The following is a 13,466-nucleotide window of genomic DNA, read 5'->3' on the forward strand; positions in this document are numbered from 1 at the left end:
GGTGGGTGGCCGGTGAGCGGGGATCTCGCTGCGGCGCTGGTGCGTGATGACCGGCTGGAGGATGCCGGGATGCACGCCGATGACCGGGTGACCTGCTGCGCCCACCAGGCCTGGGCGCGGGACTGCGCCGGCCGGCACCCTCGGCTGACGGCCGGTCGGCTGCTCGCCGGGGCGCTGGAGATCGACAGGATCCGCGCCCGCGCCGGGGCTGGTGTGTAGCGTCCGCGCCGCCGCGCCCCGTGCCACGCGGACCCCATTTTCTTGATCGTTTCCCGGCCGTGGCCGGTGCTGCTCACGGCGGTGTACCGCCCTGTTGGAGAAGGTCCTGATGTCTGATCGTCCCGTGGTTCCTGAGCCGTCCGACGTCGTCGAGTCGGTCGCTGAGTCCGCCGCCGGTCCGGCTGCCGTCGAGCCCGCCGGGCCGGTCGCCGGTCCGGCGGCTGTTGTGGTGTTGGGGGTTACTGAGGCGCGGAACCGCCTGTATCAGCTGGTGGACGCGGCGCGGGGCGACGGCCAGGTGGTGGTGGTCGAGAAGCGGGATGCGAAGGCCCGTCATACCTACCGCGCGGCGCTGATCCCGGTGGCCCGGCTGGATGCTGGGTCGCGGGCCCGGCTTTCGGGGTGGCCGTCGTGGGCGCGGACGGCGGCGCGTCCGAAGCTGGGTGATCTTGTGGTGGAGGCGGGGGATTCGCCGGTGCGGCGGGGTGTGCCGCAGGTGCTGCTGGAGCGTACGACGCCGCTGGCGGTGCTGGTGGAGGCCTCGCTCGTGCCGCCCGGTGACGTGCTGGTCGCGGTGCCTGGTGAGGCGCTCACAGATGCCGGGGTGGCGGATGCCGCGCAGCTGCCGTCTGCCGCGCCCGGAGCGGCTGAAGGCCCGGCTGCGCCCGTCGTCGGTCCGGGGACGGCGCTGGCCGCTCCGGGGGCCGCGGAGGACCCGTCCCCCGTACGCGCGGCGGCTGCGCCCGGCCACGCCCCGGCCCCGGCTCTGGACGATGCGACCGCCGTGCCGGCTGCTGCCGTGCCGGGTTCCGGCGCTGTGTCCGTTCCCGAGCCGCCGGCCGCCGCTGCTGGGGGCGGGGATCCGCAGGGCGCCGGCCGACGCGCGGCCGACCAGGCCGCCGGGGAGGCTGGCCAGACCGCCGACCGGTCGTCGGTCGCCGCCGCTCAGGAAGCCGTCGGCGGCCAGGCCGCGGTCCGTATGGCGGCCTCAGCGCGTACGGCCGAGGTCCCACCGCCCGTCCCGGCGGCCGCGGGTGGTGGGCTGCACCGGCTGCACGGTCTGGGGGAGGTCGCCGGCCTGGCCCTGACCGAGGCGGTCGCGCCGCCGGCTGTGCCGCGGTTCGGGTTTGGTCTGCACGCCCTGGATGCCGTGCTGGGGAGCCTGCCGTCGGGGGTGTTGACGGTGGTGGCGGCCGAGCCGCACGGCGGCGGCTCGCTCCTGGCCGTGCACGCCGCCCGGCACACCGCCCTCACCCGCCAACTCCCCGTGCTGTACGCGGCATCGGGGCTGTCGCGGACGGCTGTGGCGCTGCGGGTGATCGCCGCCGAGGCAGGGCTCGACTACCGGCGGCTGCGCACGGGTTCCCTGACCGAGGACGAGCAACAGGCCGCAGCCCAGGTCCAGGCCCGGCTGACGGCCGCCGACCTGCACGTCGACGACGGCACCGGCCTGACCGCCGAGGCGATCGCCGAGACCGTTCCGTACGTCGAGGGCCTGGCCTTGGTCGTCGTCGACCGCTTCCAGCACGCGGCCGATCCGTTCATCCCGCTGTCCGGCCCCGCACTGCCGGAGGCGGCCCGGGTACTGGCGCACCTGGCCCGCACCCGGAACGTGCCGGTGGTGGCCGTGCTCGACACCGCCGATCCCGACGTCCTGGCCGCGCTGGACGCCGCCCACCTCACCCTGACCCTGACCCGCACCGGCAACGACGCCCAAGTAGCGGTGGCCGAACGCGACTTCGGCGAGCTGACGAGGGTGCCGCTGCGCGCCGATCTCGCGTGCGCCCGCTTCACCGACCCGCCCGAGCCGGTGCGCCGGTTCGACGCCGCACGCGCGTTCCGCGGCGCGGAGGGCGAGAAGGTCACCGCCGACCTCGCCGACGCGGTCCGCCCCTACATGGAAGCCGGCGCGCTCGAGCAGCTCCCGGACGACCTGCGGGGTGTGCTGGCCGCCCTGGTCCACCACCTCGACGAGGAGCAGGCCGGGGACGAGTGGACCGTCTCGGAGCTGTCCTCCTCCCAGAGGGCGGTGTGCGCCGCTGCCGCCCGCCGCCCGCGTCTGCCCGACACCGACCCCGGACGGCGCCTTCAGCAGGCCCTTCAGGCCTTCTACGCGTACGCCACCACCCACGGCTACCGCCCGTCCGCCGCATCGCACGCCCCCGTCCCCGACGAGGTGCTCCCGGCCGCACCGGACGCGACCTCGGCGGGGCCGGTACAGCCGTCGGCGGACCCCGGCCCCGGCATGCCGCCCGGCACCACCGCCGACCCGGCCGCGACGACGTCGCCGTCCACGGCCGCCGGGGCCACCCCGGCCGCTCCGGGCGTCGCCCTGCAGCCCGGGCCCGCGCCGGCCGTCTCAGCGGCCGCGGGCGAGCGGTTCGCGGCCGCAGAGGCCGAACTCCTCGACGCCGCACTGCCGTTCACCTCCGGCGCTCGCCACGGCCTGTCCGCCCGCCTGACCGGTGCGCTTTCGGCCATGCGCGAGGCCTCCACCGTGCCCGGCCGCGCGGACGAACTGCCCGGGCTGCGCCAGGCCCTGGCCGGCCTCGCCACCCGCCGCACGCCGGTGCCGCCCACACTAGAGGGCGAGCGCCTCGGCGCCGCCCTGGCCGCGTTCACCGCCGCCCACCACGACACCCCCACCACCGTCCCGTCCGCGCCACCGGCCGCGGCGACGTCGGCCGGCCCGCCACCGGCCCCCGCACAGACGCCGGAGGCGGGCCCCACCCTCACCCAGGCGCCGGACCTCGCCACGGCGGAGGCCGAACTCCTCGCCGCCGCCGCGCCGTTCCTCACCGGCAACGAGCGTTCTGAGCTGTCGGTCCACGGCCAGCACGTCCTCACCGCCCTGCGCGATGCGCTCGCTCCCGGCAACGACCACCTCCTCCCGGTGCTGCCGGCCGCCCGGGCCCGCGCCGCCGAGCTCGGCGCCCGCCGGCTGCGCCTGCCCGCCACGATCGAGGCCGACCGGCTGCGCACCGCCCTGACCGCCTATCACGCGGCCGCGACGGCGGCCGGGATCACCCCGTCCGCCCTGCCTGCTCCCGGGCCAGCTGGTGTTACGGGTCCGGTCCGACCCGTAACACCAGCCCCGGTTCCGCCGACGGCGTCCCTGACCGTCACCGAGCCCGCCCCCGCCGGCGGGCCCGTCTCCGGGTCCACCGCGGCCGCCGAGGCCTCCGGTGCCGCGCCCGGTGCCGCCGGGGACGCCCGGGCTGCCGACCCGGCCCGGCGTGTGCTGGAGGGGGTGGTCATGGAGGCGCCGTCGGCTTCGTTCAGCGACGACACGCCTCCGCCCGAGGGCACCCCGGGCACCGGAACCGGCAGCGGCAGCGGACGGAACTACAGCTTCTTCCTCAACAAGATCAGCGCTGCGGTCGAGCAGGCCCTGGACGAGACGGACGGCGACATCGAGGCCGCGGTCAAGATGCTGCAGAAGAAAGCGGTGCCGGACTCCATGGCCCTGTTCAAACTCACCAGGGTCGGAGGAAATTACGTCCACACCGTTTACCCGCCCGCCCTGGATTTCCTCTCGAAGCCCGGACAATGTGAAGCAGACGGCGTTTGGGAAGGCCGCCAGAAATGGCGCAACGCCCCTCTCTACGAGGCCATCAAGAGGGGCGAGCGCCACCCGCTGGACGTGTTCGGCCTGGACATCAACGCCGCCTACCTGTCCGCGTTCAAGACGCACCTGCCCATCGGCGCGCTCAAGCACGACCCCACCGGCGGCTTCGACAAGCGCAAGGCCGGTATCCACCGCGTTGACCAGTTCGACTGGCCTCACACCGACCTTCCCAGCCCGCTCGGCAACCGGATCGAGCCCGGCCCCTACCTCCTGGACGAGGCCACCGTCCGCCTCCTGATCCGCTGCTCTGAACTAGGCCTCAGCGAGCCGCCCCGGATCCTGGAATCGTGGACCTCCGGCGCCTCCGAAGCACTCCTGGAGAAATTCCGACGCATCCTGCAGCAAGCCCGCCAGACGGCGCTCGAAACCGAAGACCCGGTCACGGGAGAATACGTAAAGGCCATGTACTCCCGTTTCACCTCCACGATCGGTGAATCAGGAAAGAACCGGGAGCTCCGCCGACCCGAGTGGGTCCACACGATCCGCTCCCAGGCGTTCGCGAGCCTCTGGCTGAAAGCGTGGAAGGCCCACCAGGCGGGCCTTATCCTGGTCCAGGTATCCGGCGTCGATGAACTCCACGTCGCCGGAGGCGACTGGAAGAAGGTCTGGGAAGAGGGCCGCAATCCCACCCAGATGAAGGAAAAGCGCTTCTACACCCTCGGGGGAAAATAACCGATGCCGTACGACGACAGCGGATGGCGGAATTTCGGCACCTACGGCGCGAACCGCTCCGCCGAGAACGTCCGCGGCGGCAAAGCCCTCGGCCGCGCCCTGGAAGACGCCCTGTCCCGCCAGATCACCGAGGGCGGCATCAAGTCCCCCGTCACCTCCCCCCGCGGCCTCAAGGCGCGCCTGAACTACCTCAACAGCGACGCCGGCGTCGAGGCCATGCGCGAGGCCGGGATCACCGTCAAGTCCCGCGCCCTGAACAACTGGTTCGCCGGCACGCAGAAGCCCAACCCCGCCAACCTCGAACTCGTCGACACCGCGTACTGGAACCTGCGCACCCGGCGCATCCGCGACAACCTCGGCGCCTTCAAGCAGCACCTCAACAACCAGGGCAACGGCACCGCGGTCGAGATCCACCCCATCAACCAGGCTCACGTCGACGAACACGCCCGACGCCCCAACCTCGAAGGCGACCAGGCCATCCGTACCCTGCCCGCAGTCCGCTACGTATGGAACGACGCGATCGACGCCATGAAAGCCGGCGACGAAGGCAAACTCGAAGAGATCTGGGACGACATCATCACCGACCTCGACTCCGACTGGGGAGCCTACACCTACGTCTCCTACATCGGCCTCGGCGCCTGAAGGAGAGTGTCCCGATGTCACCGCGCCGCCGGGGCGACGGTCCTTTCACGACTTTCGTCTGCCTTCTGGGGGTGTTCTCGCCGCTGTCGATCGGTGCTGTCCTGCTGGGCCGGTACCTCGGCTGAAGACCCGCCCGTGGCCGCACCGTTGACTGCTCGCAGCAGTGTGCGGGCGGCTGTTGCGGGTCCGACCCGACCCGTAACACCCGCCCGCGCAGCCGCAGTTCACACCGGCCCCGTCCTCGAGCGACGGTTGTCCGGCAAACAGCCGACGCAGGACCCGGTGAACCGTCCGTCCGGCGCTGTGCAGGGACGTTCGGTGGTGTTCGGAATCGGCGTAGCCCGTCCGCGCCGGGCAGGAAAGGGCCGCAGACGTGCCCAGTGCACCCGCACGGCGGCAACGGCCTTCCCGCTTGCATCACACGGGCCTATTCGATGATCCGGTCGAAGAAGAGCACTGCGGCGGCGGTTGCTGCCGCGCCGGCGGTGACGGCCACCGGCCAGGGGTTCGCGGCGAGAATGGTCAGCAGGCCGGCGCCAAGGCCGGCGAGTACGGCGAGCAGGAAGATCATGGCAGAGCGCTGGTTGAGCAGTGGCCTGTTCTCGTCGGGCTCAGGGGGATTGGTCGTGGCCATCGGTCGCTCCTCACGGGTCGGTGGCAGGCGGGTGGGGGTGGGTGCCGGGTCGCGCTGGCGGTTCTGTGGACTGGGCGGGGTGTGTGGCGGCATCACGGAGTGGCCCGTCCGCGGTGAACGCCGGGCTTGTGGTGGTGATTGCGGGCGCGGTACGGGCCGCGCCGCCTTCTACACGACCTGGCTCAAGATCATGGTCACGTCCTCGTCCTCAAGCGGCAAAATCCCCGCGCCGCGCTCGTACTCCCGGCGCGCGGTCTCCAGCAGCGCGCGCCAGGAGACCACGGTCGGGCGGCGGCGCAGCAGGGCCCGCCGCTCGCGCTCGGTCATGCCTCCCCAGACACCGAATTCGACCCGGTAGTCCAAGGCGTCCGCCAGACATTCGGTCCGCACCGGGCATCCCCTGCACACGGCCTTCGCCCTGTTCTGCGCGGCGCCCTGAACGAACAGCTCGTCCGGGTCGGTGGTGCGGCACGCCGCCTGGCCACTCCAGTCGGCGACCCAACCGCCGGAAGGACGACTGGGTCGGATCGCAGTGTCGGGCGAAGTCTGGGTGATGCCGCCGACGTCGGTGGTGAGTGCTTCGCCGATGGCGTCGTCCTCCAGCCGACCGCGGCCGGGAGCTGGGTCGTAGTCGGCGTACTCCTCGTCCAGGGCGGCACGGACTGCCTGTGCCAGCTCGTCGATGTTCATGCGTGCTGCTCCTTTCCGCGGCCGGACCGGGGTGGGCGATAGTTCTCCAGGTGGTCCGCCAGCCGCTGCCGTCCGGCGGAGAGGTGCGAGGACACCGTTGAGCGGGTGATGCCCAGATAGAAGCCGATCTGTGTGGGCGACAAGTCCAGGAAGAGATGAAGGCACAGGCAGTCGGCCTGCTGCGGCGGCAGCAGTTCCAGCGCCTTCTCCACATCGAGGCGGCAGATCAGTTCGCCGATACCCCCGTCCGTGGCCGGCCGCTCGTCCATGGTCGTCAGCGGCAGGGCCCTGGGCCTGCGGTCCGCTGCCCGGAAGTGGTCCGCCAGCACGTCTCGAAGGACCTTGAAGCCGAATGCCGGCCGATTGTCCGCCGACAGGAACAACTGCCGGGCCCGGTACAGCTGCAGGAAGGTCCGGCTGACCACGTCTTCGGCCTCGTCACGGGTGACGCCGCGGCTGCGCGCGTACTTGAGGAACACCACGCGGTGAACGTCGTGAAAGTCCGCCAGACCCTGCGGAAGGATCCCCAGCCCGATGCCGGGGTCTATCGCGGGTATCACCGACAGCGCCCAGGGACAGGTACGGCAGTCGAGATCGGAATCCGTACGACGGCAGACCGGCTGAGAACAGACAGGCTCGGAGGTGATCGTCATCCTGTGCTCCACCTCCCGCTCTCCGCCCCTGCCCGTTGGTTGCGCATCCGGCCCCTCCCGAGATCCTTCGCCAGCGCACTGCTCTACACAAGGGATGCCGTCGGCCGCCCGCAAAGCGTCCAGCGGTTCAGCAAGTTTTTTCGGCACCTTCTGCACACGCTCCTCAACGGGCCACCGCAGGCGTCGTATCCGCGCCTGCTGCTCGGCTCTGTGGTGTTGTGGTCGGCGGGTGCTCTGGCTGGGCAGGGGCACCGTGGGAGCCGGCTGTGCCCCGCCCGCATCGGAAGGATCCAATGGCCCGCCAGACCAGCGGTAAGCGGCGTGCGCTGCTGCAGGAGGCCGGCGACGTCGAGCAGTTGAGCAGTGAACTGACCAGGCAGGCCGTATGCGACGGTGCGGTCGACTGGCAGTCGCAGCGCCGCTATCCGATGCGCTGCGCTGCCCTCGCCGACCACGCTGGCTCCCTTTAGCGGGAGACCGGCTTCGCCGCAGCCGGCGAGGTCGACGCCGATCTGGCCGTCCTCGGTCTGCTGGAGTGGGACCGCGAGCACGGTACCCAGGAACGGCAGGGAGGAGGGCGAGCACCGCGGACTGCAGGCGGCTGCTGTGCGGCATGGATGCGAGAGGGACGGGAAGGTCGGGGAGCTCGGTGGCTAGGGTCGCTGCATGAGCTTGCGCGACGCGGACTGTTCCTGGCTGCCCGACTACCAACTGCATGTGGTGGAGACGCTGGCCCACGTCGACCAAACGATCGAGCGGTTGCTGCGGCTGACACACGATTACACCGAGCACGGGACGATCACGTTCGCCGAAGTGAGCAAGGGTGACCGTGTGGACGTCGTGGTCCAGGAGGTCGCTCCGCTCCCGCCGGTGGTACCCCGGCTCGTGGCCGACGCCCTCACTCAGTTGCGGGCCGCGCTGGAACACACCCTGTACGCGGAGGTCGAGGCCGCCCTCGGACACCCCCTGGCTGAAGAGGAGGCGAAGAGCGTGGAGATGCCGGCCACGTGTGACGTCGCCGCCCTCACTCAGTGGTTCGGCAACCGCAGGCGACGCCAGCTTGGGCCGTTGAACGTCGGCACGCCGCTCGCGCAACGCATCGAGCGGCTGCAGCCCTTCCAACGCCGCAACCCCGACGAGCATCCGCTGCGGCTCCTCGCCGTCTACACCAACGTGGCCAAGCACCGCGCTCCCGCTGTCGCGGCGACCCGGCTCGGCGCCGTGCACCCCGATGATCCGCGCAGTGGCCTGACCGTCGCCCTACCTCTCAGACACGGGCCCCAGCCGGGTGACGGACTGCCTTTGCGGGAGGGCGACCTCCTCGCCAGCGCCCCGCGCGGCGCCCGCATCCCCTTCTCCGTGTGGCCGACCGTGTCCTTGCAACGCCCTCACACTGGTTGGTGGGCCATCGCCGCCAACGAACTGGAGCTCCTTGAGGAGTGGGTGCGCACCGTGGCCGTCCCCGTTCTGGTCACCGGCCGTCACGAGGTGAGCCCGCTGCCGCCGCACCTCGACATCACCGTCGGACACCGGGACATGCGTGCCGCCCTGGCGATGGCGGGCCGCACACCTGCGGTCGTGCGGTCCAGGGACAGGATCGCGGCGGCCACCGGCCGCGCCGGTCTCGTCGAGTTCCTCGCTTTCTTCCCGGAACGCCCAGAGGCGGAAACGGTCCGGGCATGGCTCGACTCGCTGGACGACACACAGGTCGTGGAACACGTCCTGCACCTGCGTACGGTAAGCGGCCGGCCACGTGAACTGATCGAGGCGGGAGGCGAATTGGTCATCGAAGCCCGCCGGTACCAGGAACGCATCGGCAAGCCGTCCCGCACGGGTGGGGCAGGCGCTTAGGAAAGACCCCGTGCCCGTACGACGTCGGCACACGGATCCGGGGCCGGCCGCAAGGCCCGGTGCGGCAGCCTGCCGAGTCCTCGCGTTTCACCGGAAGTGCGGGGGAGCGCGGGTCACGTGGCCGAGGCGGTCTGCAGGCTCTCCACGATCTGGGGCGGCAGGACGGAGCGGGCGAGGGCGCTGTCGGCGGAGGCGAGGTAGGCCAGGAGCCGCGTGGGCTGCTCCGGCCGGCCGAGCGGGACCGGCTCGACGCGGCGCCACCCGCGGGCGGAGGCCGCCTTGATGGCGGTGAGATAGACGTTCTCGTTCATACGGCCGAGTGTCCGCGCCCGCATGAGCAGGGCGGCGAGCGAGACCTGCCAGTGCTGTTTGAGACGGAACAGGGCCGGCCAGTCCACCGTGGTCGGCAACTGGTCGTGGATGTCATCGGCGGGCATGAGGAAAGCTGCCGCGAACTGGTGGGCCTGCGTCTCGACCTCTTTGACACCCCAGATCTGCTCGCCGTGCAGGACGAGGTGGGCGAGTTCGTGCGCACTGTCGAACCGGGAGCGGGCGCGGTCGTTCTTGTCGCTGCCCAGGACGACGACAGGGTGGTCGGGAAACGGCAGCGAGAAGGCATCCACATCGCGGTTGTCCAGAGGAAGCCGGGTCACGGCGACCCCGTGTCCCTCCAGCAGGTCCACAATGTCCGCTACCGGCCCCGGGGGAAGCCCCCACAGCTTCCGCACCCGGGCCGCCACCTCCTCGATCTCCGCCCGCTGCGCCTGCAGGCTGCTCACCGGGAGGCATGGAATGTCCGCGACGCGGAAGCGGCCCACCGCGGACGCGTGGACGGCGAGATCGTGGGCGACGTGGCCGATCGCCCGGGCGCGGCGGCGGTCGGTCACCGAGGTCCGGCGCAACGAGCGGAAGAAACCATCGTGGCTGCCGGTCATCGCCTCGCCGAAGAACGCCGGCGGCACCCCGAGGGCCCGGGCCAACACGCCGGTCGTCTCCGGACTGGGGCGCGCGGCCCCGCTCTCGAACTGGCTGATGGCGGCCGGCGTGAGCCCGGCCTCGCGAGCGAGCCGGGTCTGGCTCAGCCCGGCCAGTTCACGGGCGGTCCGCAGCCGTGCCCTCTCGAACGCCTGCGTGCTCATATCTCCCCTTGCCTGCCCTGCCCGATCTTGGTCTCCACATCTTGGCGGATCGCGCAGGCCCCGCACGCTCCGGGGACGGCGCGGCCCGACACGACCCTACGGCCCACACGCAGAAACGTACGCAGAAATCTATGCTGTGATATTAAGTAGTCCCGGCAGGGAAGATCCGCTCCCACTGGCAGCGGCCCTTCAACGATCCACGCGACGGGGGCGGTTGTACTGACCGAGCGTTTCCAGATCCTGGCCCTGGACGGCGGCGGCTTCCGCGGCATGTTCTCCGCCGCGGTCCTCGCCCGCCTCGAGGAAGACCTCGACATCCGCATAGCCGACCACTTCGACCTGATCGCCGGCACTTCGACCGGCGGCATCATCGCGCTCGGCCTCGGCCTGGGCCTCACACCCCGCGAGATCCTCACCTTCTACACCGAGCACGGCCCGAGGATCTTCCGCGACCGCTCCAGGACGCGCGGCCTGCGACACCTGCTGCGCGCGAAGTACGCCGCCGAGCCCCTGCGGGCAGCGCTCACCGACGTCTTCGGCGAGCGGACCTTCGGAGAGAGCACCAAACGCCTGGTGATCACCTCATACAACATCGCCGCCGACGACGTCTACCTCTTCCGGACCCCGCACCTGTCCGCCCTCAAACGGGACTGGCGGGAGAAGGCCGTCAACGTCGCGCTCGCCACCTCCGCAGCCCCCACCTACCTGCCCGGCATGCCCCTGGACGGAGCCCGCCTCGTCGACGGCGGCGTATGGGCCAACAACCCCGCCATGGTCGCGCTCACCGAGGCCGTCGGACCGCTGTCCGTCCCCCTCGAAGCCATCAAGATCTTCAGCCTCGGCACCACCACCGACGTCCGGAGCCGCCACCGCCGCCTCGACCGCGGCGGCCTCCTGCCCTGGGCCAGCGACGCCGTCGAGGTTCTCATGCGCGCCCAGAGCGAAAGCGCCGCCAAACAGGTGCGCCACTTCATAGGCAAGGACAACGTCCTGCGCCTCAACCCGACCGTCCCCACCGGAGCCGTCGCACTCGACAACGTCGACACCCAGACCCTCTCCGGACTGGCAGGCCACATCAGCCGCGACGTCTCACCGGCGATCCACCGCACCTTCTGCGACCACCGTGCCCCCACCTACACGCCCTGTCACCCCACCCCGTGAGGAATGACGTGAACACGCTCCGCCCGGCAGGGGAGGCCGACACCGACTCCCTCGAACAGATGCTGTCCATGCTGCTCGACGGCGCCGTGGAAACTCTCGACATCGCCCCGCACCTCTACGACACCGCCGTTCGCCGTTACAAAGATGTCGGCACCTGGCTCGGCCGGCACGAGAGCCCGGACTACCAGATCTACTCGCAGGGGTCCTTCCTCCTCGGTACCGTCGTCCGTCCCCAGACGCCCACCGGCGAGTACGACATCGACCTCGTCTGCCGCATCCCCCTGCATAAGACCAGCACCACTCAGGACGATCTCAAGCAGCGAGTGGGCGACCAGCTCATCGCGTACCGGTCCTGGAAACAGCAGCAGGGCCACAGTGACGGCCCCAGCAGCCTGGAATCCCGCCGCCGGTGCTGGACCCTGGGATACACCGGATTCCACCTCGACGTCCTGCCCGCCATCCCCGACGACGAACACCAGCCCCACGGCATCCTCTTGACGGACAAGAACCTGCACAAGTGGCAGCACGGCAACCCGATCGGCTACGCGGACTGGTTCAGCGCCCGCTCCGAACTCTCGCACTCCCTCCTCGAGAAGCGCGCCAGCATCGCAGACGTACCCCTCTGGCACATCCGCAGCACCCTCCAGCGCCTCGTGCAGGTCCTGAAGTGGCACTGCATGACCTACTTCGACGACGACACCGACAACCGGCCGCCTTCCATCCTCCTCACCACCCTTGCCGGCCGCGCCTACCGCGGGGAGGACGACCTGTTCACCGCCCTGCGTAACGTGCTCGCCGCCATCCCAGGCTTCATCGAACGGCGCAACGGCCAGTGGTGGGTCGCCAACCCTGCCCACAAGGAGGAGAACTTCACCGACAAGTGGAACGAATACCCTGAGCGGCGCCAGGCTTTCATGACGTGGTTCGGCGAGCTCGCGGAGAACGTGGACAACCTGTCCCTGATGCACTCCGAGGGCTTGGACGCCGTCTACTCCCACCTCGTCAAGTCCTTTGACCCCGGCCCTCTTCAACACTCCTTCACCCGCTACGCGAACCGCATGAAGAACACGGCCACCCAGCAGCGGATGAGCACCACGGGGCTGCTCTCCTCCACCACCACCGGCCCGCGCAGGCGCCCCCAGACCTTCCATGGCCAGCACACCGACGCGCGCGATTAACCTCGCCCGGCAGATGGCTGCCGTCAAAGCGGCCGTCCCCACAACCGAAGCAACGTTGCGCGGCGGCGAACTCGTCTGCACCCTCACCCTGCAGCCCACCCCCGTCAGCAGGCGCTACACGGTCAGGATCGCCTACCGCCACCGCGGCAACCCTCGGGTGAGCGTCACCGACCCGCCGCTGGCGCTGCACCCGGACGCCACACACCTCCCGCACGTCTACGCCAGCGGAGATCTGTGCCTGTACCTGCCCGGAGAGTGGAACGACCACATGTTCCTCTCCCAGACCATCCTGCCGTGGACCTCGGCCTGGCTCCTGCACTACGAACTCTGGCTCATCACGGGCCGCTGGACGGGAAGCGGCGAAGAGCACGCACTCCCGACAGCCTGGCCGCCCACCGCCTACCCGTGAAACAACCGCACGATCTCGCAGGCCCCACTGGGGCGTACGCCTGCGAAAGCGGATTGTCGACGATGCCCCTATCTGTCCGACGATGTCCCCGTCAGCGAACGCAACCACACACGCAACCCGGGCACTGCCCTACTCAGGCCGAACTTCAGCCGCCGGAACCGCCAGCAACCCACCGACGACTGGACATAACGGTGCCTCCAGACGATTCAGCGGGACATCCGCAGCCCCGGGGTGTGCCTGGCCGCGGTGAGCCGATAGAGCCGCCCCTGCGGCACAGAGCCCGGCACGAGGTCCGTCAGCTGGCCTGCCTGAGCTCACCGTCGGCGTACGTGGAGCCCGGGGGCGCTGGCTGGCCGGAAGCTCGCCCGCTCGTCTGGGCGGGGGTGGGTGCGGACCTCGCTTCGCATGCGGCTCCGAGTCCCGGGCCACAGACAGGAGCACGTCAGATCCGTGAACTGACCCGGACATGTACTTCCAGTACATGTATGCCGGTCCGAGCGTCCGGATGTCCGGACCGGGTGATCATCTGAATCCCTACCGGGCCACCTCACACCCCGAGCACCAAGCAGGCCCCCACGAAGGCAAAAGCC

Annotated in this window: 12 protein-coding genes; 8 read left to right on the forward strand and 4 right to left on the reverse strand. The window is 70.7% G+C overall.

The features are described 5' to 3' along the window. The 3 genes from FNH08_RS50980 to FNH08_RS28565 all read left to right on the forward strand — a co-directional run. The coding region (locus tag FNH08_RS50980; RefSeq protein ID WP_228034406.1) for a hypothetical protein at nucleotides 1-219 on the forward strand (219 nt) is incomplete at its 5' end. A 109-nt stretch (nucleotides 220-328) separates the two neighbouring features. Then, entirely contained in the window at nucleotides 329-4,519 is a 4,191-nt protein-coding gene (locus FNH08_RS28560) for a DnaB-like helicase C-terminal domain-containing protein (protein ID WP_152774412.1), read from the forward strand. 3 nt (nucleotides 4,520-4,522) lie between these two features. Next, nucleotides 4,523-5,161: a hypothetical protein gene (locus FNH08_RS28565; protein ID WP_152774413.1), complete on the forward strand. Its 639-nt coding sequence runs from the start codon at nucleotides 4,523-4,525 to the stop codon at nucleotides 5,159-5,161. Between the two features lie 427 nt (nucleotides 5,162-5,588). Here FNH08_RS28565 and FNH08_RS28570 read toward each other — a convergent pair whose 3' ends face one another. From FNH08_RS28570 to FNH08_RS50985, 3 genes are all read right to left on the reverse strand, one after another. Beyond that, complete coding sequence (locus FNH08_RS28570; RefSeq protein WP_152774414.1) at nucleotides 5,589-5,795, reverse strand: hypothetical protein; 207 nt, start codon at nucleotides 5,793-5,795, stop codon at nucleotides 5,589-5,591. A 168-nt stretch (nucleotides 5,796-5,963) separates the two neighbouring features. Next, nucleotides 5,964-6,323: a WhiB family transcriptional regulator gene (locus tag FNH08_RS28575; RefSeq protein ID WP_322725625.1), complete on the reverse strand. Its 360-nt coding sequence runs from the start codon at nucleotides 6,321-6,323 to the stop codon at nucleotides 5,964-5,966. A 158-nt stretch (nucleotides 6,324-6,481) separates the two neighbouring features. Further along, nucleotides 6,482-7,294: an RNA polymerase sigma factor gene (locus FNH08_RS50985; RefSeq protein ID WP_194238646.1), complete on the reverse strand. Its 813-nt coding sequence runs from the start codon at nucleotides 7,292-7,294 to the stop codon at nucleotides 6,482-6,484. Nucleotides 7,295-7,431: 137 nt separating this feature from the next. Here FNH08_RS50985 and FNH08_RS50990 point away from each other — a divergent pair, with 137 nt between their 5' ends. Beyond that, nucleotides 7,432-7,608, forward strand: coding sequence for a hypothetical protein (locus FNH08_RS50990; protein ID WP_194238647.1), 177 nt, complete (start codon nucleotides 7,432-7,434; stop codon nucleotides 7,606-7,608). A 196-nt stretch (nucleotides 7,609-7,804) separates the two neighbouring features. After that, nucleotides 7,805-8,989, forward strand: a complete 1,185-nt coding sequence (locus tag FNH08_RS28585) for a hypothetical protein (RefSeq protein ID WP_194238648.1) — start codon at nucleotides 7,805-7,807, stop codon at nucleotides 8,987-8,989. Between the two features lie 113 nt (nucleotides 8,990-9,102). Here FNH08_RS28585 and FNH08_RS28590 read toward each other — a convergent pair whose 3' ends face one another. Further along, the gene (locus tag FNH08_RS28590) at nucleotides 9,103-10,128 is read right to left on the reverse strand and encodes a helix-turn-helix domain-containing protein (RefSeq protein ID WP_152774417.1); all 1,026 of its coding nucleotides are present in this window, start codon (nucleotides 10,126-10,128) and stop codon (nucleotides 9,103-9,105) included. A 240-nt stretch (nucleotides 10,129-10,368) separates the two neighbouring features. On the opposite strand from FNH08_RS28590, the gene FNH08_RS28595 reads away from it, so the two are divergent. Genes FNH08_RS28595 through FNH08_RS28605 form a run of 3 tightly spaced genes read left to right on the forward strand, consistent with a single transcriptional unit; the run spans nucleotide 10,369 to nucleotide 12,876 of the window. Continuing rightward, the gene (locus tag FNH08_RS28595; RefSeq protein WP_265579805.1) at nucleotides 10,369-11,289 is read left to right on the forward strand and encodes a CBASS cGAMP-activated phospholipase; all 921 of its coding nucleotides are present in this window, start codon (nucleotides 10,369-10,371) and stop codon (nucleotides 11,287-11,289) included. An 8-nt stretch (nucleotides 11,290-11,297) separates the two neighbouring features. After that, nucleotides 11,298-12,467: a nucleotidyltransferase gene (locus tag FNH08_RS28600; protein ID WP_322725624.1), complete on the forward strand. Its 1,170-nt coding sequence runs from the start codon at nucleotides 11,298-11,300 to the stop codon at nucleotides 12,465-12,467. A gap of 13 nt (nucleotides 12,468-12,480) precedes the next feature. Further along, nucleotides 12,481-12,876: a hypothetical protein gene (locus FNH08_RS28605; RefSeq protein WP_228034407.1), complete on the forward strand. Its 396-nt coding sequence runs from the start codon at nucleotides 12,481-12,483 to the stop codon at nucleotides 12,874-12,876. Nucleotides 12,877-13,466: the final 590 nt, after the last annotated feature.

The sequence above is a fragment of the Streptomyces spongiae genome, from assembly GCF_009377185.1.
Lineage (GTDB): Bacteria > Actinomycetota > Actinomycetes > Streptomycetales > Streptomycetaceae > Streptomyces > Streptomyces spongiae.

What these genes read in the sequence shown, in the direction of transcription:
- FNH08_RS28570 (WP_152774414.1), bottom strand. Translation starts at nt 5,795, where the DNA reads ATGGCCACGACCAATCCCCCTGAGCCCGACGAGAACAGGCCACTGCTC.
- FNH08_RS50990 (WP_194238647.1), top strand. Translation starts at nt 7,432, where the DNA reads ATGGCCCGCCAGACCAGCGGTAAGCGGCGTGCGCTGCTGCAGGAGGCC.
- FNH08_RS28585 (WP_194238648.1), top strand. Translation starts at nt 7,805, where the DNA reads ATGAGCTTGCGCGACGCGGACTGTTCCTGGCTGCCCGACTACCAACTG.
- FNH08_RS28560 (WP_152774412.1), top strand. Translation starts at nt 329, where the DNA reads ATGTCTGATCGTCCCGTGGTTCCTGAGCCGTCCGACGTCGTCGAGTCG.
- FNH08_RS28605 (WP_228034407.1), top strand. Translation starts at nt 12,481, where the DNA reads ATGGCTGCCGTCAAAGCGGCCGTCCCCACAACCGAAGCAACGTTGCGC.
- FNH08_RS28565 (WP_152774413.1), top strand. Translation starts at nt 4,523, where the DNA reads ATGCCGTACGACGACAGCGGATGGCGGAATTTCGGCACCTACGGCGCG.
- FNH08_RS28590 (WP_152774417.1), bottom strand. Translation starts at nt 10,128, where the DNA reads ATGAGCACGCAGGCGTTCGAGAGGGCACGGCTGCGGACCGCCCGTGAA.